The organism is Acidovorax sp. 100, assembly GCF_003688355.1.
GTDB lineage: Bacteria > Pseudomonadota > Gammaproteobacteria > Burkholderiales > Burkholderiaceae_C > Acidovorax > Acidovorax delafieldii.
Window position 1 is genome coordinate 2,699,266 of the sequence record NZ_REFD01000001.1, and the last position, 19,123, is coordinate 2,718,388.

Annotated in this window: 18 protein-coding genes; 12 read left to right on the plus strand and 6 right to left on the minus strand. The window is 67.8% G+C overall.

Annotated features, from left to right (window positions below; translation table 11 throughout):
* Positions 1 to 97: 97 nt before the first annotated feature.
* Together C8C96_RS12420 and hemH are read right to left on the minus strand one after the other, a co-directional pair.
* A complete protein-coding gene (locus tag C8C96_RS12420) occupies positions 98 to 2,581 on the minus strand; it encodes a Lon protease family protein (protein WP_121942521.1) in 2,484 nt (827 codons plus the stop codon).
* Positions 2,582 to 2,782: 201 nt separating this feature from the next.
* The gene (gene hemH, locus C8C96_RS12425; RefSeq protein WP_108498418.1) at positions 2,783 to 3,895 is read right to left on the minus strand and encodes a ferrochelatase; all 1,113 of its coding nucleotides are present in this window, start codon (positions 3,893 to 3,895) and stop codon (positions 2,783 to 2,785) included.
* 202 nt (positions 3,896 to 4,097) lie between these two features.
* Here hemH and C8C96_RS12430 point away from each other — a divergent pair, with 202 nt between their 5' ends.
* From C8C96_RS12430 to C8C96_RS12485, 12 genes are all read left to right on the plus strand, one after another.
* Positions 4,098 to 4,769 carry an amino acid ABC transporter permease gene (locus tag C8C96_RS12430; RefSeq protein ID WP_056064535.1) on the plus strand — a complete coding sequence of 224 codons (672 nt, stop codon included), beginning with the start codon at positions 4,098 to 4,100 and terminating at the stop codon, positions 4,767 to 4,769.
* A 12-nt stretch (positions 4,770 to 4,781) separates the two neighbouring features.
* Positions 4,782 to 5,435, plus strand: a complete 654-nt coding sequence (locus tag C8C96_RS12435) for an amino acid ABC transporter permease (protein WP_056064532.1) — start codon at positions 4,782 to 4,784, stop codon at positions 5,433 to 5,435.
* A gap of 63 nt (positions 5,436 to 5,498) precedes the next feature.
* Positions 5,499 to 6,305 (plus strand): transporter substrate-binding domain-containing protein, encoded by an 807-nt coding sequence (locus C8C96_RS12440; protein ID WP_015014908.1) that lies wholly within the window; start codon positions 5,499 to 5,501, stop codon positions 6,303 to 6,305.
* A gap of 27 nt (positions 6,306 to 6,332) precedes the next feature.
* The gene (locus tag C8C96_RS12445) at positions 6,333 to 7,112 is read left to right on the plus strand and encodes an amino acid ABC transporter ATP-binding protein (protein ID WP_056064526.1); all 780 of its coding nucleotides are present in this window, start codon (positions 6,333 to 6,335) and stop codon (positions 7,110 to 7,112) included.
* Between the two features lie 62 nt (positions 7,113 to 7,174).
* Positions 7,175 to 7,921 (plus strand): sugar phosphate isomerase/epimerase, encoded by a 747-nt coding sequence (locus C8C96_RS12450; RefSeq protein ID WP_121942522.1) that lies wholly within the window; start codon positions 7,175 to 7,177, stop codon positions 7,919 to 7,921.
* Entirely contained in the window at positions 7,918 to 8,868 is a 951-nt protein-coding gene (locus tag C8C96_RS12455) for a sugar kinase (protein WP_056747114.1), read from the plus strand. The genes C8C96_RS12450 and C8C96_RS12455 overlap by 4 nt, the downstream gene beginning before the upstream one ends.
* Positions 8,865 to 9,890, plus strand: a complete 1,026-nt coding sequence (locus tag C8C96_RS12460) for a D-glycerate dehydrogenase (protein ID WP_121942523.1) — start codon at positions 8,865 to 8,867, stop codon at positions 9,888 to 9,890. Before C8C96_RS12455 ends, C8C96_RS12460 begins: the two co-directional genes overlap by 4 nt.
* Positions 9,887 to 10,963, plus strand: coding sequence for a LacI family DNA-binding transcriptional regulator (locus C8C96_RS12465; protein WP_056064515.1), 1,077 nt, complete (start codon positions 9,887 to 9,889; stop codon positions 10,961 to 10,963). The genes C8C96_RS12460 and C8C96_RS12465 overlap by 4 nt, the downstream gene beginning before the upstream one ends.
* A 100-nt stretch (positions 10,964 to 11,063) precedes the next feature.
* Positions 11,064 to 11,771, plus strand: a complete 708-nt coding sequence (locus tag C8C96_RS12470; RefSeq protein WP_121943995.1) for an HAD-IA family hydrolase — start codon at positions 11,064 to 11,066, stop codon at positions 11,769 to 11,771.
* A gap of 112 nt (positions 11,772 to 11,883) precedes the next feature.
* Positions 11,884 to 12,747, plus strand: coding sequence for a DUF2189 domain-containing protein (locus C8C96_RS12475; RefSeq protein ID WP_121942524.1), 864 nt, complete (start codon positions 11,884 to 11,886; stop codon positions 12,745 to 12,747).
* On the plus strand, positions 12,744 to 12,956 hold the full coding sequence (locus tag C8C96_RS12480; RefSeq protein WP_056064510.1) for a DUF2788 domain-containing protein: 213 nt from the start codon (positions 12,744 to 12,746) through the stop codon (positions 12,954 to 12,956). Before C8C96_RS12475 ends, C8C96_RS12480 begins: the two co-directional genes overlap by 4 nt.
* 143 nt (positions 12,957 to 13,099) lie before the next feature.
* Positions 13,100 to 14,389: a FimV family protein gene (locus C8C96_RS12485; protein ID WP_121942525.1), complete on the plus strand. Its 1,290-nt coding sequence runs from the start codon at positions 13,100 to 13,102 to the stop codon at positions 14,387 to 14,389.
* Positions 14,390 to 14,435: 46 nt separating this feature from the next.
* Here the strand turns inward: C8C96_RS12485 and C8C96_RS12490 are convergent, their stop codons facing one another.
* From C8C96_RS12490 to C8C96_RS12510, 4 genes are all read right to left on the minus strand, one after another.
* Entirely contained in the window at positions 14,436 to 15,485 is a 1,050-nt protein-coding gene (locus C8C96_RS12490; protein WP_199737472.1) for a tripartite tricarboxylate transporter substrate-binding protein, read from the minus strand.
* A 35-nt stretch (positions 15,486 to 15,520) separates the two neighbouring features.
* On the minus strand, positions 15,521 to 16,909 hold the full coding sequence (locus C8C96_RS12495; protein WP_121942527.1) for a sensor histidine kinase: 1,389 nt from the start codon (positions 16,907 to 16,909) through the stop codon (positions 15,521 to 15,523).
* A 3-nt stretch (positions 16,910 to 16,912) separates the two neighbouring features.
* A complete protein-coding gene (locus tag C8C96_RS12500; protein WP_121942528.1) occupies positions 16,913 to 17,581 on the minus strand; it encodes a response regulator in 669 nt (222 codons plus the stop codon).
* A gap of 530 nt (positions 17,582 to 18,111) precedes the next feature.
* Positions 18,112 to 19,122 (minus strand): tripartite tricarboxylate transporter substrate binding protein, encoded by a 1,011-nt coding sequence (locus tag C8C96_RS12510; protein WP_056064501.1) that lies wholly within the window; start codon positions 19,120 to 19,122, stop codon positions 18,112 to 18,114.
* Between the last annotated feature and the right edge of the window lies 1 nt (position 19,123).

Sequence of the window (19,123 nt, forward strand, 5' to 3'; positions counted from 1 at the left end):
TTGCCAACAACGTAAGGTTGTTGAGTGGCAAGGACTGCCGGTGGTAGCTGTCATGCAGCCAGTACGCAGAAATCTGAACTGCACGAGTCCTGGCCCGTTACCGCCCCCGCCCCCCACGCCCCCTCCGCGCACCCCCCGCCACCTGGCAAGCCCTCCGATAAGCACGCAGCGTCAATTCCGCCCGCTGCATCACCGTATCTTCCACAGCGGTAGCACGGTCGGCCAGTTCGTCGGCCTGCGCCTGCAGCAATTCCGCTGGGCTCATGCCTGATGCCTCGCCCGTCAGCAGCGCAATCCCTTCGCTCACATGCCCCATGGTGTAGACGTGGAACAGCCCGCGCTCCACCGCGTCCAGCACGCTGCGGTCCAGCATCAGGTGGCGCTGGTTGCGGGCGGGGATGAGCACGCCGTGGGTGCCGTCCAGCCCCGCCGTCGCGCAGGCGCGGAACCAGCCTTCGATCTTTTCGTTGATGCCGCCCACGGGCAGCACTTCGCCGTGCTGGTTCAATGCGCCGGTCACGGCGATGCCCTGGCGCAGGGGCAGGCCTGACAGGCTGGACAGCAGCGCGTACAGCTCGGCGCACGAGGCGGAGTCGCCTTCCACGCCGCTGTATTCCTGCTCGAACACGATGGACGCATTCAGTGCCAGCGGCGCCACGTGGCTGAACAGCGCAGTGAGGTAGCTGTGCAGGATGAGCACGCCTTTGTCGTGGATGGGGCCGGACATATCGACCTCGCGCTCGATGTTGAGCAGGCCCTCTTGCCCGGCAAAGGTGCGCGCGGTGATGCGCACCGGAAAGCCGAAGCGGTAATCGCCCAGGTCGATCTGCGTCATGGCGTTGATCTGGCCGGTGATGGAGCCCTGCAGCGTGATCAGGCGCTCACCTTCGGTGATGGACTCGTGCAGTTCTTCTTCGGGTTGGTTGTGGCGCAGGGTGCGGGCGGCCAGGGCGGCTTGTACGTCGGCGGCTTGCACCAGGCTGCCTGCGCGGGCCTTGCACAGGGCGGCGCTTTCGATGGCGAGTGCTTCGGTGTGGGCAAAGCGCGCGCTTTGGCGGCCTTGGTCGTCGGCCTCGCGGTGTGATTGCTCCAGCAGCAGGGCCACGGCGTCGGCGGCAAAGTGGGGCAGGCCGCGCTTTTTGCAGCAATGCGCGACCAGGATGGCCGAGGACTGGTGGGTGCCGGGGGTGGCGATGAACCGGTCTGAAAAGTCCACTTTCACGCGAAAGCGCCGCGCGGCGTCGGGGTCGGCCTCTTGCAGGGCGTAGTACTCCTCTACCGACCCGATCAGCACGATCTTCACATCCACGTCCACCGGCTCGGGCTGCAGTGCCACGGCGCCGCCTGGCGCATGGGCGGGGCCGCCACCGCCGCCGTCCTCGATCTGCAAACGCCCGCAGCGCAGAAAGCGGCGCAGGCGCGGCCACAGGCCTTCTTCGGCGGCCAGGTCGTGCAGGTGCAGCAGGATGAAGCCTCCATGCGCCTTGAGCAGGCTGCCCGCATGGATGCTGGCGTGGTCAGCCTGCACGGTGTCGGCATCTGCGCCGTGTTCGATGCTGCCAAACAGGGTGCGGGCTGTGGGGTTGTCTTCCACCACCACCGGGGCGCTGGTGCGGCCGTGGTTGTCCACCACCACGTTCACCTGGCAGCGGGCCAGCAGGTCGTCCAGCGCGTCCTTGCGGTCGTCTTCGGCGTCCTGGCCTTTTTCAGCGTCACCTGGCTCGAACAGGTCGATGTGGTCCAGCACGGCGCGTTCCACCTGGTCCAGCCACTGCGTGAGCTTGACGGCGTCCTTGATCTGCTTGCGCAGGCCCTGGCGGATGCCGTGCAGCGCGTGCTCCACCAGCGGCTTGATGGTCTGGCGGCGCAGGGCGGTCAGGGCGTCGTCGCGCGCGCGCTCCAGCGGGCGGGTGGTTTCCAGAAACTTGGCGATCTCGGCGCGCAGCTCCAGCTCGGCGGCGTCGATCTCGGCACGGCGCTCGCGGGGCAGGGCGCGCGCTTCGCCTTCGGTCAGCGGCTGCCCCTTGGGGCCGGTGAGGGTGAACACCATGTGCCCGGCCTCGCGGCTCAGGCGGAACTGGCGCGCCTCGGCAAATGCGTCCAGCGTTGCAAATGCTTCGCTCTCTTGCGTTTGCCAGGTCTTCTCGATGCGCTCGGCCTCGGCCTTGAAGTCGGGGCTGGTCAGGCGTTTGGGGATGTCGGCCTGCAGGCTGCGTGCCATGTCGGCCAGGCCCTGGCGCAGCAGGCGGCCCTCGCCTGCGGGCAGGCGCAGCGCACGGGGGCGGTCGGGCTGGTCAAAGTGGTGCAGGTAGCACAGGTCGGGCGGCACCGCGCGTTTTGCGGCCTCAGCCTGCATGGCCTGGCGCAGCAATGACGCCCGCCCGCTGCCCACTTCGCCCAGCACAAACAGGTGGTAGTCCGGCTGCTGCATCGCCAGGCCAAATTGCGCGGCGGCCTGGGCACGCTCTTGCCCGATCCAGGGCAGGGGCAGGTCTTGCAGCTCGGCGGTGCTGGCAAAGCCCAGCGTGGCGGGGTCAATGGTCAGACGCAACTGGTGGGGGGCAAGGGCAAAAGCGGGCATTGATGTGGGTGTAGGAGGGGGCGGTGCGGTGGGCGTGGCAGGCAGCCGTGCAGCATCTGGCAACCAAAATATGAGCCAAAACGGGCAGATGCGCTAGTGCAATATGCCCTGGGTGCTATCAATAATGTAGTGACTGGCGCCGGGCGCGCAGGCCACCCAGTGCCATTCGCTTTGGCATGCGCAACGGCATGGGCATGCGTATCAGTGCGCCACCGGGCAAACCCCGGCAGGTGCACCACCGGCCAGCGCGTGGCTGCGCGCATCGGCCAGTGCGGCGGCGGTGGGGGCCTCGGTGGGCCAGCCCGCCAGGTGCTGCTGTGCCACGCGGCTCAGCGCGGTGATCCAGTGGTGGTTGTCGTTCAGGCAGGGGATGTAGTGAAACTCCTTGCCGCCCGCGTGCAAGAAGGCCTCGCGCACTTCCATGTTGATTTCTTCCAGCGTCTCCAGGCAGTCGCTGGTGAAGCCGGGGCACACCACGTCCACCCGCCGCGTGCCCGCCTTGCCCAGCGCCTCGATGGTGGGCTGGGTGTAGGGCTCCAGCCACTTGGCCTTGCCAAAACGCGACTGGAAGGTGATGCGGTAGCGCTCCTCGCGCAGGCCCAGGCGCTCGGCCAGCAGGCGGCCGGTCTTGCGGGCCTCGCAGTGGTAGGGGTCGCCCAGGTGCAGGGTGCGCTCGGGCACGCCATGAAAGCTCATCACCAGCTGGTCGGGCTGGCCGTGGTGCTTCCAGTGCGTTTCGATGGTGCGGGCCAGGGCGTCGATGTAGCCGGGGGCGTCGTGGTAGTGGTTGACGAACCGCAGTTCGGGCACGTTGCGCGTAGCGGCGGCCCAAGTGTAGACGGCGTCAAACACGCTGGCTGTGGTGGTGGCGGAGTACTGCGGGTACAGCGGCAGGATGAGGATGCGCGTGGCGCCCTCGGCCTTTAGCGCATCGAGCTGGCTGGCGATGGAGGGGTTGCCGTAGCGCATGGCGTGGCGCACCAGCACCGCGTGGCCTGCCTCGCCCAGCCAGCCGCGCAGCAGCGTGGCCTGCTTGGCCGTCCAGTGCGCCAGGGGCGAGCCCTCGGGTGTCCAGATGCTGGCGTATTTGGCGGCCGACTTGGCCGGGCGCGTGCGCAGGATGATGCCGTGCAGGATGGGCATCCACAGCAGCTTGGGGATCTCCACCACGCGGTGGTCACCCAGGAACTGCGCCAGATAGCGGCGCACGGCCGGGGCCGTGGGTTCGTCGGGCGTGCCCAGGTTGCACAGCAGCACAGCGGTGCGGTCGGCCTGGCCGTGGGTGAAAGGGGGTTCGGGGTGGAAGGAAGGCATGCGGCATTTTCACCCACGCGCCGGGCCAGTGCGGGCTGGGAGCCTATTTGCCGCCCGGCACACAGCCGCCTGCGAGATCAGTGCCGGGCATGGCGTCTTCAGGTGTTTTCAGCCCCTTTTTGGAGTGCATCGGGTATTCCCTGATGTGGTTATGAAACCGGTTTCATAAACTGGCGCCACTTTGGAATAACGACTGTCCACCGTGAATTACCAGTTCCAGTTCGATGCCGTGTTTGCCGCGTGGCCCTTGCTGCTCAAGGGCACCTGGATCACCGTGCAGCTGTCGCTTACCGCCACTTTGCTGGGACTGGTGGTGGCCATCTTTTGCGCCTGGGGCAAGACCGGCGGGCCGGGCTGGCTGCGGTTTTTGATCAATGCGTACATCGAGGTCATCCGCAACACGCCGTTTTTGGTGCAGCTGTTTTTCTTCTTCTTCGCGCTGCCATCCATCGGCCTGCGCTGGTCGCCCTACACCGCAGCGCTGACAGCCATGGTGGTCAACCTGGGGGCCTATGCGGCAGAGATCGTGCGGGCGGGCATCGAGTCCATTCCCAAGGGGCAGATCGAGGCGGGCAAGGCGCTCAACCTCAAGCCGTGGGAGATCTTTCGGTTCGTCATCCTCAAGCCCGCGCTCAAGGCCATCTACCCGGCGCTCACCAGCCAGTTCATCTTGCTGATGCTCAGCTCGGCCGTGGTGTCGGTGATCTCGGCGGACGACCTGACCTCGGTGGCGGCCAACCTGCAGTCGCAGACCTTCCGCAGCTTCGAGATCTACATCGTGGTGACGGCCATCTACCTGGCGCTGGCGCTGAGTTTCTCGGCGCTGTTCAAGCTGATCTATCAGCGCATGCTGAATTACCCAGACCGTCGCTGAGGAATACCTGCCATGCGTACTTTCGGACTCTCCGAGTTTCTTTTCATCGTGCAGGCCGCGCAGTGGACGCTGGCGTTGTCGGCCATTGCCTTTGTGGGCGGTGCGCTGCTGGGGCTGGTGGTGGCGCTGTCGCGCACCTCAGAGAACGCTGCGGCACGCAATGCATCGCGCGTGTTCATCCAGGTGTTCCAGGGCACGCCGCTGCTGCTGCAGCTGTTCCTCATCTTCTTTGGTGCGCCCGTGCTGGGGTTTGACATCAACCCCTGGGTGGCGGCGGGCGTGGCGCTGGTGCTGAACAGCGCGGCGTTTCTGGCCGAGATCTGGCGCGGCTGCATCGAAGCGGTGCCACGTGGACAGTGGGAGGCTGCGCAGGCCCTGAACCTCAAGTACGTGGCCCGCATGCGGTTTGTAGTGCTGCCCCAGGCTTTCAAGATCGCGCTGCCGCCCACGGTGGGCTACGTGGTGCAGATCATCAAGGGCACATCGCTGGCGGCCATCATCGGCTTCACCGAGATCACGCGGGCGGGGCAGATCATCAACAACGCCACCTTCCAGCCGCTGCATGTGTTCACCACCGTGGCTGCGCTGTACTTCGTGATCTGCTGGCCGCTGTCGCTGCTGGCCGCACGCATGGAGCGCAAGCGCGCCCGTGCTCTGGCGCGCTGACCCACGCGCCGCCATCCTCTTTTCTTTCTGTTCTCGTTCACACCAACCACCAGGAGACATGCGATGACTTTTTCTTTGCAACGCCGCACCGCCACCGCCGCTTTGGCCGCCTTGGGCCTGGGTGCCGCGCTCACGGCCTTTGCGCCGCTGGCCTCGGCCCAGTCCGTGGCGGACATCAAGAAGAAGGGTGAGATCACCATCGGCATGCTGGTCGACTTTCCGCCCTACGGCACCACCAACGCCCAAAACCAGCCCGACGGCTACGACGCCGACGTGGCCAAGCTGCTGGCCAAGGACCTGGGCGTGAAGGCCAACATCGTGCCCGTCACCGGCCCCAACCGCATTCCGTTTTTGCTGACCAACAAGGTCGACGTGCTGGTGGCGTCGCTCGCCATCACGCCCGAGCGTGCCAAGCAGGTGCAGTTCTCGCAGCCCTATGCGGCCGCCACCATCGTGCTGTACGGCAAGACGGGCGCCAACATCAAGAGCGCGGCAGACCTGAAGACCGTGCGCGTGGGCGTGGCCCGCGCCAGCACGCAGGATGTGGCTGTGACCAAGGCGGCGCCCGAGGGCACCGAGATCCGCCGCTTTGACGACGATGCATCGGCCATGCAGGCGCTGATCTCGGGCCAGGTCGATGCGATTGGCTGCTCGGTCACGGTGGCGGCGCAGATCGCCAAGCGCGTGCCCGCCAACACGTTCGAGAACAAGTTCAACCTGCTGCAGCAGGCCATGGGCATCGCACTGCGCCCTGGCCAGGACGAGCTGACCAAGGCCGTGAACGACTTTGTGGCACGCAACACTGCCAATGGCGAGCTGAACAAGCTGTACCAGAAGTGGCTGGGCGCTGACCTGCCCAAGCTGCAGTAAGCCTGCCTGAACGATAAGGAGCCATTGATGAGCGACGCAGTCACGACCGCCCCCGGCACACCGCCGATCATCCGCATGGAAGGGGTCAACAAGTGGTACGACAGCTTCCAGGTGCTCACCGACATCAACCTGTCGGTGCGGCAAGGGGAGCGAATCGTGATCTGCGGGCCATCGGGCTCGGGCAAGTCCACGCTGATTCGCTGCATCAACCGGCTGGAGACGGTGCAAAAGGGCCGCATCGAGGTCGATGGCATCGACCTGACCGCTGGCGGCAAGAACGTGGATGCCGTGCGCGCCGAAGTGGGCATGGTGTTCCAGCAGTTCAACCTCTTCCCGCACCTGACCATTCTGGAAAACTGCACGCTGGCTCCTATGCGTTCGCGCGGCATGAGCAAAGCACAAGCCGAAGAAGTGGCCATGAAGTACCTGACCCGCGTGCGCATCCCCGAGCAGGCGCATAAGCACCCCAGCCAGTTGTCGGGTGGGCAGCAGCAGCGCGTGGCCATTGCGCGGGCGCTGTGCATGGCGCCCAAGGTGATGCTGTTTGACGAGCCTACCTCGGCGCTCGACCCCGAGATGGTCAAGGAAGTGCTGGACACCATGATCAGCCTGGCCGAAGACGGCATGACCATGCTCTGCGTGACGCACGAGATGGGCTTTGCCCGCAGCGTGGCCGACCGGGTGATCTTCATGGCCGACGGCAAGATCCTGGAGCAGGCGCCGCCGCAGCAGTTCTTTGGCCAGCCGCAGCACGACAAGACGCGGCAGTTCCTGGGCCAGATCCTGAGTTCCCACCACGCACATTGAGACCTGACAGGTCGTGCGGTTGATGGCCTTCGCCCCGTGGGGGCGCGGCCTGAAAGAAACACATGAAGGTATTGATTTCCCTGTCCTCCTTCGGCGCGGCCGAAACCGGTCGCCACGGCCAGCTGTGGTGCACCGACCTGGCCCAGCAAGCGGGCGCGGACGGCGTGGAGGTGCGTGGCGAGCTGCTGCGCGATGCGGCCACCGAGCTGCCCGCGCTGGCGGGCCGGGCGGCGGTGTACTCCAGCCCCGAAGGCCTGTGGACCGCGCAGGGCGAGCTGGATGAAGCAGCCCTGGCGCGTGGCGTGCAGGCCGCCCAGGTGCTGCGTGCACCGCGCCTGAAGATGTCGATTGGCGGCTTTGGCTCGCCGTCGCATGCCTCGCTGCACCGCCTCCAGGCCGTGCTGCAGGCCGCCCCGCAGGTGGAGCTGGTGATCGAGAACGACCAGACCGCCACCGCCGGCACGCTGGCCGCCATGCAGGCGTTTTTTGCAGCCCAGGCGCAGGCTGGGCTCGACCTGGGCATGACCTTTGACATGGGCAACTGGCACTGGCAGGGCGAATGCCCGCTGCAGGCCGCGCAGGCACTGGCACCCTATGTGCGCTATGTGCACTGCAAGGGCGTGCAGCGCCTGCCCGCCAAGTGGGTGGCGGTGCCGCTGGCCGATTCGGTGGCGCCCTGGCGCGCCGTGTTGCGTGCCTTGCCAGCCGATGTGCCGCATGCCATTGAATACCCGCTGGTGGGCGACGACCTGGTGGCTGTCACGCGCGAGCAAGTGGCTTTTATCCGCGCTGCACGGGAGGCTGCATGAGCGATTCAGTCTTCGACGTTGCATTGTTTGGCGAGGCCATGCTGCTGCTGGTGGCCAACGAGCCCGGCCCGCTGGAGAACGCCACCGGCTTTCACAAGCGCACGGCCGGGGCCGAGACCAATGTGGCCATTGGCCTCGCGCGCTTGGGCCTGAAGGTGGGCTGGGCCAGCCGCCTGGGTACCGACTCCATGGGCCGCGCGCTGCTGGCCGCCATGCAGGGCGAAGGCATCGATTGCTCGCACGTGGTGTGTGATGCCACGCAGCGCACGGGCTTCCAGTTCAAGGAGCGCGTGACCGATGGCCGCGACCCGCAGGTGGAATACCACCGCAAGGGCTCCGCCGCCAGCCAGATGGGGCCCGCCGATGTTGACGAGCCCTGGCTGCGGTCCGCGCGCCACCTGCATGCCACAGGCGTGTTTGCCGCCATCTCCGACACCAGCCTGCAGGCCGCCATCCGCACGCTGGAGGTGATGCGTGCTGCAGGCCGCACCATCTCGTTCGACCCCAACCTGCGCCCCACTTTGTGGTCGTCGCCCGAGACCATGCGCCACTGGATCAACACCCTGGCCACCTATGCCGACTGGGTGCTACCGGGCATGGAAGAGGGCGTGTTTTTGACCGGCGAAACCACCCCTGAGGGTGTGGCGCGCTTTTACCGTGAGCGGGGCGCCAAGCTGGTGGTGGTCAAGCTTGGCCCCGAGGGCGCGTACTACGACAGCGACGTGGCCGGCACCGGCCGCGTGCCCGGCGTGCCCGTGGCCCAGGTGGTGGACACCGTGGGCGCGGGCGACGGCTTTGCGGTGGGCGTGATCAGCGCGCTGCTGGAAGGCCTGACTGTGCCCGCCGCCGTGCGCCGTGGCGCCTGGATTGGTGCGCGTGCCGTGCAGGTGCTGGGCGACACCGAGGGGTTGCCCACCCGGGCACAACTGCAGGAGGCGGGCCTGTGAGCCTGGCGCCACCTTCTACAGACGCCAGCACAGGCCCAGCGCGCAAGCAGGTGCTGGTGTTTCGCGAGCTACCGCCCGACCAGCTCGCGCGGTTGACAGCCGTGCACGACGTGACAGTGGCCGACCCGCGCAAGCCCGACGAGCGCGCGCGGTTTGACGCAGCGCTGGCGCAGGCGCACGGGCTCATCGGCTCCAGCTTTCCCATCGATGCTGCCGTGCTGGCGCGTGCGCCCTGGCTGCAGGTGGTGTCCAGCATTTCGGTGGGCGTGGACAACTACGCGCTGGACGTGCTGCAGGCGCGCGGCATCATGCTGTGCCACACCCCCGGAGTGCTCGACGAAACGGTGGCAGACTCGGTGTTTGCCCTCCTCATGGCCACCAGCCGCAGGCTGGTGGAGCTGTCGCAGCTGGTGCGCGAGGGCCGGTGGACAAAGAATATTGGAGAAGACCTGTTTGGCAGCGATGTGCATGGCAAGACGCTGGGCCTGCTCGGATTTGGCCGCATTGGCCAGGCCGTGGCGCGCCGCGCCGCACTGGGGTTTGGCATGCCCGTGATGTACCACGCCCGCCGCCCGGTGGACTTGGCGACCCAGGCCCCTGAGTTGCAGGGCAAGGCCATCCACACGCCGCTGCCCGCGTTGCTGGCGCAGTCGGACTTTGTGGTGGCCATGCTGCCCTTGTCGGACAGCACACGGGGCATGGTCAATGCCGAGCTGTTTGCGGCCATGAAGCCCGGCGCCATCTTCATCAACGGCGGCCGGGGTGCCACCGTGGTGGAACAAGACCTGTTGCGCGCATTGGACCATGGCCCCCTGCGTGCAGCGGGGCTCGATGTGTTTGCCACCGAGCCGCTGCCGCTGGCGTCCCCCCTGCGTACCCACTCACGCGTGACCCCGCTGCCGCACATTGGCTCGGCCACGCACGACACGCGCCATGCCATGGCGACGCTGGCCACCACCAACCTGCTGCAGGCCCTGGCGGGCGAACGGCCCGCCGCCGTGTACAACGCCGTACCCGCATGAGCCCGCCGACACCCGCACCCTCCGCCACGCTGCGCGCCCGTCCCACCATCGCCGATGTGGCGGCCGAGGCAGGTGTGTCCAAGGCCACGGTGTCGCGCTACTTCAACCACCGCGAACGCCTGCTCAGCCCCGACATTGCTGCGCGGGTCGAGGCGGCCATCGCCAAGCTGGCCTATGTGCCCAGCCCCATGGCCCAGGCGCTGAGCCATGGCCGCTCGCGGCTCATTGGCCTGGTGGTGGCCGACATCACCAACCCCTATTCGGTGGCCGTGTTGCGGGGCGCCGAGAAAGCCTGCCAGGACGCGGGCTACCTGGTCATGCTGTTCAACCTGGGCAACGACCGCGAGCGCGAGCGCGCGGCCATCGACGCGCTGGCCAGCTACCAGGTGGATGGCTTCATCCTCAACACGCTGGGGCAGGGCGAGGGGCAGGCGGATGTGAACACCTTGCACGGCAAGCCCGCCGTGCTGGTGGACCGGCGCCACGCCGGGCTGGCGGCAGACTTCGTCTCGCTGGACAACCAGGGCGCCATGCGCGAAGCCTGTGCCCACCTGCAGCAGCAAGGCTGGCAGCGCCTGCTTTACATCACCCAGCCCTTGTTGGGCGTGAGTTCCCGCATCGAGCGCACGGAGGCCTTCCGTGCGCTGGTGTCCTCCAAGGGCTCGGCGGTGCGCGGCGCGGTGCTGGAGCTGGCGGCCGAGCAGGGCGATGAGGTGCTGGACCAGGCGCTCACCGATCTGCTGCGGCAGGCCCGGCCCGGCGAGCGCTGCGCGGTGGTGGCGGGCAATTCGGTGGTCACGCTGCGGGTGGCGGCGGCCGTCTCGCGCATGGGGTGGACGTTTGGGCAGCAGCTGGGTTTTGTGGGCTTTGACGACCCTGAGTGGGCGTCGCTGATCCGGCCCGGCCTGAGCGCCGTGGCCCAGCCCACCGATGCCATCGGGCAACGCGCAGCGCAGTGCCTGCTGGAGCGCATCAATGGCCTGCAGGGTCCTGCACGCGAGAGCCTGCTCCCCGGGCTGCTGGTGGTGCGCGGGTCTTCGTTGGGGCCTGCGGGCGCGCCAGACCCGGGTTGAGCGCACTGCATTCCGCAAAGGCCTGCGGTATGCTTTGCGGCCCTCGCCCCGGTGCATCGCCGGGGCCTCTTTTTTCGCCTTCATCCTTCAGGTGCGCCCTGTGCCAAATCCCTCTCTGGACACCTCCCGCATCCGTGCGATCTCCATCGATCTGGACGACACGCTCTGGCCCATCTGGCCCACCATCACGCGGGCTGAGAGTGTGCTGCTGGACTGGCTGACCCACCACGCGCCTGCCACGGCGGCACTCTTCTCGGACACCGAGGCGCTGCGCGCCATCCGCAACCAGATGGTGACCCTGCGCCCCGACCTGAAGGGCGACCTGAGCGCGCTGCGGCGCGAGTCCATCCGGCTGGCGCTAACGCAGGCCGGTGACGAGCCCGCGCTGGCCGAACCGGCGTTTGATTTGTTCTTTGCCGAGCGCCAGCGGGTGGAGCTGTTTGCCGATGCGCACGATACGCTGGCTTTCTTGTCAGCGCGCTACCCGGTGGTGGCGGTGTCCAACGGCAATGCCGATATTCACCGCATCGGCATCGGCCACTACTTTCGCCACAGCATCAGCGCGTCGGACTTTGGCATCGCCAAACCCGATGTGCGCATCTTCCATGCGGCCGCCACGGCCGTGGATGTGCTGCCCCACGAGGTGCTGCACGTGGGCGACGACGCCACACTGGATGCGCAGGGCGCGCTGAATGCAGGCATGCAGGCGGTGTGGATCAACAGCGCCAACCACCCCTGGCCGCACGACGACACACCGCCCCATGCCACGGTGGACAGCCTTACCGCGCTGTGCCGGCTGTTGGACTGACCGGTTCCGCTGGGTTCGGTTTCTTGCCTCAGGTCAAGGTTTGGGCGCGCGCCGGTTGAAGCCGCGGCCCGATCAAGTCACACTCCATCGTCGCTCAGCGACCCCTCCCACCATGCCCCGTACTCCCCCCCCGTTGCCCGCCATCCGCACCATCGGCCTGATGCAGCCCATGACCTGGCTGGTGCTGGCCTGGCGCGACATGGCACGGGCGGGCTGGATCAGTTTTGCGCATGGCTTGGCACTGACACTGTTTGGCGCCGCCATCTTTGCGGTGGCGCACCACCGCTTCTGGTTGCTGGCGGGGGCTCTGTCGGGCTTTCTGGTGGTGGCGCCAGTGCTGGCCACCAGCCTGTATGCGCTGAGCCGCGCGCTGGAGCGTGGCGAAGCCGCCAACCTGGGCGTGGTGCTCAAGACCTGGCTCAACTGGCAGAACAGCCATGTGAACAAATGGGGCAGCGACTATTGGTGCATGCTGCAGTTCGGGGCCCTGCTGGCGCTGGCCGCCTCGGGCTGGGTCATGACATCTGCGGCGCTCATCACGCTGCTGGCGCCCGTGCCCATCGAGACACCACTCGACTTTTTGCGCCACGTGGTCATGGCGCGTGACGGCTGGTTGTTTGAAATCTGGCTGGCGCTGGGCAGCCTGATGGCGGCGCCCATTTTTGCATCCAGCGTGGTGGCCATGCCGCTGCTGCTGGACCGCCGCGCCACGCTGCTGCAGGCCGTGCTCACCGGCTGGCAGGCGGTCATCACCAACCCGCTGCCGATGGCGTTCTGGGCAGCGATCATCCTGGGCTTTACCTTGCTGGGCCTGGGCTCCCTGCTGCTGGGCCTGATCGCTGTGATGCCCATGCTGGGGCATGCCAGCTGGCACGCGTACCGCGACCTGGTGGATGCATCCAGCCTGCCCGAGCGTGACATGGTGGCCCCCGCTGTGCCAGCTGCCCCTGTGCGCTGGCCTGGAGGGACATCGTGATTTTTGGATTTACCGAGGCGCAGATCTCGGGCTTCTTCCTCACCTACGGGGTGGGGGCGTTCATCGCGTACATGCTGTTCATCATCGGGCAGCTGGCGTGGGAATCGAAGGCCGGACGCTTTGGCACCTTCGTGCTCTTCCTGGGCCTGGGCGTGGGTTTTCTGGGGTTTCTGGCCAAGGTGGTGATTCAGTGGTGGCTGGAGCGGTAGCGGGCCACACGGCTCGTTGCTCAACGCCAGGCGCACCCAACCGCGATCTGTCCGGGGTCTGGCACTGATGCTTGCGCATTCATTTCTTTCCGTTGTGTTTTGTTTCATGTAGAAACTAATTGCAATGGCTGGAGGTGGTTGTGATGCTTCGTAACTCCCTGATCGTCGTCGTCCTGGGGCTGCTGGCCGAGGCGGCGGAAGCCCTGTCCCTGGGCGCGCCGCAAGGCAAGGTGTGGCTGGGACAGCCCATCGACCTGGGCTTTGAAGTCCAGCTGGACCCCGGCATGTCGGTGGACGCCTTGTGCCCGCAAGCGCGGCTGGTGTCTGGCGATGTGGCCGTGCCGGCAGGCCGAGTCCAGGTGAGCGTGCGGCCGGGCGAACCGGAGCGCAACCCGGTGCTGCGGGTGCAGTCCTCCCATCTGGCCGACGAGCCGGTGCTGACGGCCCAGGTCTCCGTGCATTGCACGGGTCGGGTGACGCGCGAATACACCTTTCTGGCCGATCTGCCCGCCACCGTTGCGGCCGGGCTGAAGCCAGTGGCGATTCCCTGGGAGGTGCCGTTGGCAGATGCCTCCCCCTCACGGTCGGCTGGGGTGGCTGCCGGAGAAGCGTCTTCTGCAACCGCAATGGGCCCCTCGCGGCCGCGCAAGGCGTTGGCCGCCAGCCGGGTAGAGCGCAAGGGCACGAAACTGGCCGCAAAGTCTGCCGGGGCTCCCGTTGCGCGCAGCCCGTCCCCTGACACAGCGGCAGTGGCTTCCGCGACCAGCACTGCGCAGACGGCGCCTCAGGAGCCACTCAGCACCGCGCCCAGCATGGCGCCCGAGGCCGCAGCAGCGCCCCCGGCACAGGCGTCGGCATCGTCCACCGCCTCGGTGGCTCCAGCAGCGGCACCTGTTGCGCCTGGACCTTCCAAGCCCCGGCTGGTGATGGAGCCGTTGACGGCGCTGGTCACGCCGCCCGCCTCGGGCGAAGGGGCTCCGTCCGACGGCGCAACACTGATGCCGGTGGCGGCTTCGGCTGCGGAGGTCAACGCGCCGGATGGCGCGGGATCCCCCGGCGCGCGCATGCAGGCCTTGCAGGTGGAAGTGGATCGCATGCGCGCGCAGGCCGAGCAAGACCATCAGGCCACGCTCGCATTACTGGCCCGTGTGGAACAGCTGAATGCAGGGCATTTCCCGGCGTCCTTGGTGTATGGGCTTCTGGCTATGCTGGCCTTGACGGTCGGGGCAGCAGGCTGGCTGCTGGCGCGCATGCGACACGCCATGGACGCATCGAACGAAGAGTGGCGCAACACCCTGACGGCCTATGTGGCGCAGTCTTCCTTGCCCGCAGCGGGAGACGCCGAGGCCGAGCGCCGCACAGCAGTGCTACCTGCCGATGACCGGCCTGCCGGGTTGCCCGGACTACAAGGAGTGGGTGCCTTGCCCGCGTAGGGACGGTCAGCGGACCAATCGCTCAGGAGGTGGTGCGCAGCGCAGATCAACGCGGCCAGGACCGCAGCCCCAGATCCTGCGCCAGGCGGCGATAGTCGGCCAGGCTGCGTTGCACATAGTCGTCCAGGGCCGTGCCACTCAGCGCAAAGGGGTACAGCCCATGGCGGGCGCACAACGCGGCATACCCGGGCGCCGCCTGGGCTTCCTGCAGGGCGGTCGTCCAGGCGTGGGCAGCCGCGTCCGGCACGCTGGCAGCCATGTAGAGGCCGCGCACGGTGGTCCATTGCAGGTCAATGCCCTGCTCGCGTGCCGTGGGCAGGGCGGCCAGTGTGCCGGGCAGCCGCGCGGGTGCCAGCACCGCCAGGATGCGCACCGGCAGGCCTTCTGCAGCGGCCCGGGTGGCCTCGGCCGCGTCGCCGGTGAAGATGTCGATGTGCCGGCCGCCCAGCGCCTTGAGCGCTTCGCCGCCGCCTTCAAACGATACAAAACGCATGCGCTTGTGGTCTTGCCCCGCTGCGCGCACCAGCAGCGCGGCCTTGACCCAGTCCTGGCTGCCCAGCGTGCCGCCGGCGCCAAACACCACGCGGCCCGAATCTTTTTGCAAGGCGGTGACCACGTCCTGCAAGCGCTGGTAGGGGGCGTCGCGGTGCACAGCCACCACGCCGTAGTCGTTTCCCAGCGTCGCTATCCAGCGCACGGCGCTCACCGGGTGTGGGCCGAAGCGGCCCTGCGCCATGTTGAGCAGCGAGCCGCTAGAGAACGCCACCAGCGTGCCGGGCCCTCCCAGGCGGCCGGTGGCCACTTGGTCAAATGCCACCGCGCCAATGCCGCCGGGCAGGTAGCGGGTGCGCAGCGGCGTGCGGCCAGGGCGCACGGCCTGCAGTGCCTGTGAGGCCAGACCACAGGTCAGGTCAAATCCGCCGCCGGGGCGTGAGGGCGCAATGCATTCCGCCGGTTCACGGGATGCGTCGGCCGCCGCCGGCAATGGCGCCAGGCCCGCGCCAGCGCTGGCGGCGGCCGCGAGCGTCTGCAGCAGCTGGCGGCGGCTGCAAGGCGATGTCAGCGGGCGGTCTGTGGTGGGCAAGGGCTGCGGCATGGGGTGTGGAGCGTTCACTTGTTCAGCAGACTGTGTCAGGCGCGGGGCCACCAGAGTATTGCCAGGAGCCCTGGCCCTTCAGCGCGCGCCTGCAGCCGCAGGCTGCCCCGGTGCCGCTCGGCAATCGACCGCGCAATGGCCAGCCCCAGGCCGGAGCCGCCCGCCGTGGCCTGCGAGCCGCGCCGGTAGCGCTGGCCCAGTGCGTCGCGCTCCTCGGCGGGCAGACCGGGGCCGTTGTCCTCCACGCAGATGCTCCAGCCCAGGCTGTCACCCGCGGCCGACACGGTGACGGTGCCCTGCGCCGGGGTGTAGGCGATGGCATTGGCTGCCAGATTGGTCAGGGCCTCGCGCAGCAGGCCACTGTCGCCCACGGCCTCGATGCCAGCGGAGGGCGTATGGATGCCAAAGTCGATCTGCTTGGCGCGCGCCTGGGGCAGCAGCTCCAGCGCCACCGTGCGCAGCAGCGCGGCCAGGTCAAAGGGCGTCAGCTCCACCGCCGCTGTGTCGCTGCGGCCCAGCGCCAGCAGTTGCTGGGTGCTGCGCGTGGCGCGGGCGATCTCGCCTCCGATGGCTGCCAGCGTGTGCTGCACCTGCGTGGTGTCGCCCTCGCGGCGCGCGTAGTCGATCTGCATCTGCAGCGTGGTGAGGTGGGTGCGCAGCTGGTGCGAGGCATCGTCCAGAAATTGCCGCTGCTGCGTCACCAGATCTTGCGTGCGTGCCATCTGCTGGTTGACCGCGTCCACCAGCGGGCGGATGTCAGCGGGCAGGTCGTTGGATGCCAGCGGGGTCATGTCGTCGCCGCTGCGGGCCTGTACCTCGCGCGCCAGCCGCGCCAGCGGGCGCAGCGCCACGGCTAGCAGCGCTGCGGTGCCCAGCACCATCAGGGCCAGCACCAGCGCGTCGCGCTGCACCGCGCGGCGTACAAAGCGGGCTGTGAAGTCCTCGCGGGACCGCGTGCTTTCGGCCACCTGCACCAGCACGGTGGATGCCGGCTCCGCACGGTCCAGCGCGCGGCGGTAGGCGGCCAGTCGCACGGACTCTCCAAAGTAGGTAGCGTCATAAAAACGCGGTACGCCAGGCTCCAGCGGCCCGGCGGGCAGGGGCAGGTCGGCATTGCCCAGCTCCACCAGCCCGTCGGACGACGCCACGCGAAAGTACACATTGCCGCTGGCCGTGAGTTCAAAGAATTCCAGCATGCTGTACGGCAACTCGGCCGACAGGCCGCCCGAGGCGGTGGAGATGTTGGCGTCGATGGACTTGAGCGCGCCGAGCAGCGAGCGGTCGTAGGCCGCGTTGGCGGCCTCCAGCGCATCGTGCCGGGTCATCCACAGCTCCACGCCCGTCACCAGGGCCAGCAGCGGCAGCAGCAGCATGGCCAGCAGCCGCCACAGGCTGGCGCGGCGCAGTCGTGCGGTCAGGCCCATCGGTCAGTCCGCCTCCAGCGCATAGCCCAGGCCGCGCAACGTGGTGATGCGCACACCACTGCCATCCAGCCGCTTGCGCAGGCGGTGCACAAACACCTCGACGGCTTCGGGGTGCACATCGTCATCGTCGGTGAACACGCGGTCCAGGATCTGCTGCTTGGAAAACGGCTCGCCGCTGCGCTGCACCAGCACGCGCAGCACGGCATGTTCGCGCGGGGACAGGGTCAGGGGCTCGCCGCGCAGGGTGAACTGCTTGCGGGCGCTGTCGTACACCAGCGCACCGCAGGCCTGGCGCTGGTGCTCGTTGCCGCGCGCGCGGCGCACCAGGGCGTGCAGGCGTGCCTCCAGCTCTGCCAGCTCGAAGGGTTTGGCCAGAAAGTCGTCTGCTCCCGCGTTGAGCGAGCGCACGCGCTCGTCCAGCGAATCACGTGCCGTCAGGATCAACGCGGGCAGGCGCTGGTCGCGATCGCGCAAGCGCTGCAGCACCGCCTGCCCGTCCAGCCCGGGCAGGCCCAGGTCCAGCACCAGTGCGTCGTAGTTGTCGTGCTGCTGCAGCGCGCGGTCGGCCAGGCGGCCATCGTTCACCCATTCGACCTGGATGCCCGCATGCTCCAGCGCGCGGCTCAGCCAGGTGCCCAGGTTGTGGTCGTCTTCGGCCAGGAGAATGCGCATGGGGGGATGCTACTGCGAAGGGGGCCTGGAGCAGAGGCCTTCCGTGGATGGGGTGCGACTACGATGCACGGATCGAAAAGGTGGTGGGATGAACAAGCGTGATCAGACGGCGTCGCGATACAAGGCCCGATGGCGTGATGCGGGCGGTTGGTGGGCTTCGGGATGGGTTTTCCGAGGCGCCTGCGCACTGCTTGGCATTGGTGCGGGTGCCTTGCTCGCTTTGTTGTGGGGATTGGGTTGGTCAGCGATGGGAGGCGCCTCAGTGGCCATGAGTACATTGTTTGCGGCAGGCGCTATGTCGGGTGCCGTGTGCGGCGCCTTGGCGCCTAGCCTGTTGCTGGACGCCCTGACAGGGCTTGCACATTTTCTGGCCGGGCTGATTTCGGCTCTGGGCAGCGGTGATTTGCCCGAGACGCCACACAACGAGGGGTGGTTGAGGGCCTGCGTTGTTGTGGGTGCGCTTTACGCGGTGGGGCTGTCCGTTGGTTGGGGGCTGTTGCGCTGAACAGCGTCCCCAGCGCTGCGTCTACTCAATCAGGCTTCACTTTCGCCCGCAGCAGCACTTTCTTCCAGCGCTCCTGTTCGGACGCAATGAACTGCGCGAACTGCGCGGGCGTGCCGCCAATGGCCTCGGCCGCGTCCGCGTTCAGGCGCTCTAGCGAGCCGGGGGCCTTGACGGCCTTGGCGGTTTCGGCCGCCAGCTTGTCGAGGTTGGCCGGGGCCAGGTTGGCGGGCGCCAGCATGCCGTACCACTGCGTCATCTCAAAGCCCGGAAAGCCCTGTTCGGCCACCGTGGCCACGTCGGGCAGCTGGGGCAGGCGCTTGGCCGAGCCGGTGGCAATGCAGCGCACCTTGCCGGCCTTGATGAAGGGCAGCAGGGCGGCGGCGCCCACGGCGGCGGCATCAAGGCGGCCCGAGAGCAGGTCGGTCATCATGGGGCCGGTGCCACGGTAGGGCACGTGCAGCATGAAGATATCGGCGGTCATCTTGAGGTATTCAAACGCCAGGTGGCCTGCGCTGCCGTTGCCCGCCGAGCCATAGCTGAGCTTGGCCGGGTTCTTCTTGGCGTAGGCGATGAACTCCTTGAGGTTCTTGGCGGGCACGTCGGGGTGCACCACGTACAGGCTGGGCACCTTGGCCAGCAGGCTCACGGGCTTGAAGTCCTTGTTGGCGTCGTAGGGCAGCTTGTCGAAGATGAAGGGGTTGACGGCCAGTGTGCCGATGTGGCCCAGGATCAGCGTGTGCTGGTCGTCAGAGCGTGCCACTTCACCCATGGCGATGTTGCCTGCGGCGCCCGGCTTGTTGTCCACATACACGCTCTGGCCCAGCGTCTTGCCCAGCTCGGCAGCGGTGGAGCGGGCCACGATCTCCGAGCTGCCGCCCGGCGCGAACGGCACCACAAACCGCACCGACTTGGACGGCCAGGCCGCCTGGGCCGAGGCACCAGCGGGCAGCAGGCCGCCCAGGGCCAGCGCGCCGCTGGCTCCCAGCAGATGGCGGCGGGTGGGGGACCAGAGGGCGGGGTGTTCGTGTGAAAGCATG

Coding starts and splice junctions, on each gene's coding strand:
- C8C96_RS12420 (WP_121942521.1), bottom strand. CDS start 2,581: ATGCCCGCTTTTGCCCTTGCCCCCCACCAGTTGCGTCTGACCATTGAC.
- C8C96_RS12440 (WP_015014908.1), top strand. CDS start 5,499: ATGACTTTTTCTTTGCAACGCCGCACCGCCACCGCCGCTTTGGCCGCC.
- C8C96_RS12500 (WP_121942528.1), bottom strand. CDS start 17,581: ATGCGCATTCTCCTGGCCGAAGACGACCACAACCTGGGCACCTGGCTG.
- C8C96_RS12455 (WP_056747114.1), top strand. CDS start 7,918: ATGAGCGATTCAGTCTTCGACGTTGCATTGTTTGGCGAGGCCATGCTG.
- C8C96_RS12445 (WP_056064526.1), top strand. CDS start 6,333: ATGAGCGACGCAGTCACGACCGCCCCCGGCACACCGCCGATCATCCGC.
- C8C96_RS12465 (WP_056064515.1), top strand. CDS start 9,887: ATGAGCCCGCCGACACCCGCACCCTCCGCCACGCTGCGCGCCCGTCCC.
- hemH (WP_108498418.1), bottom strand. CDS start 3,895: ATGCCTTCCTTCCACCCCGAACCCCCTTTCACCCACGGCCAGGCCGAC.
- C8C96_RS12435 (WP_056064532.1), top strand. CDS start 4,782: ATGCGTACTTTCGGACTCTCCGAGTTTCTTTTCATCGTGCAGGCCGCG.
- C8C96_RS12485 (WP_121942525.1), top strand. CDS start 13,100: ATGCTTCGTAACTCCCTGATCGTCGTCGTCCTGGGGCTGCTGGCCGAG.
- C8C96_RS12490 (WP_199737472.1), bottom strand. CDS start 15,485: ATGCCGCAGCCCTTGCCCACCACAGACCGCCCGCTGACATCGCCTTGC.
- C8C96_RS12450 (WP_121942522.1), top strand. CDS start 7,175: ATGAAGGTATTGATTTCCCTGTCCTCCTTCGGCGCGGCCGAAACCGGT.
- C8C96_RS12495 (WP_121942527.1), bottom strand. CDS start 16,909: ATGGGCCTGACCGCACGACTGCGCCGCGCCAGCCTGTGGCGGCTGCTG.
- C8C96_RS12510 (WP_056064501.1), bottom strand. CDS start 19,122: ATGCTTTCACACGAACACCCCGCCCTCTGGTCCCCCACCCGCCGCCAT.
- C8C96_RS12475 (WP_121942524.1), top strand. CDS start 11,884: ATGCCCCGTACTCCCCCCCCGTTGCCCGCCATCCGCACCATCGGCCTG.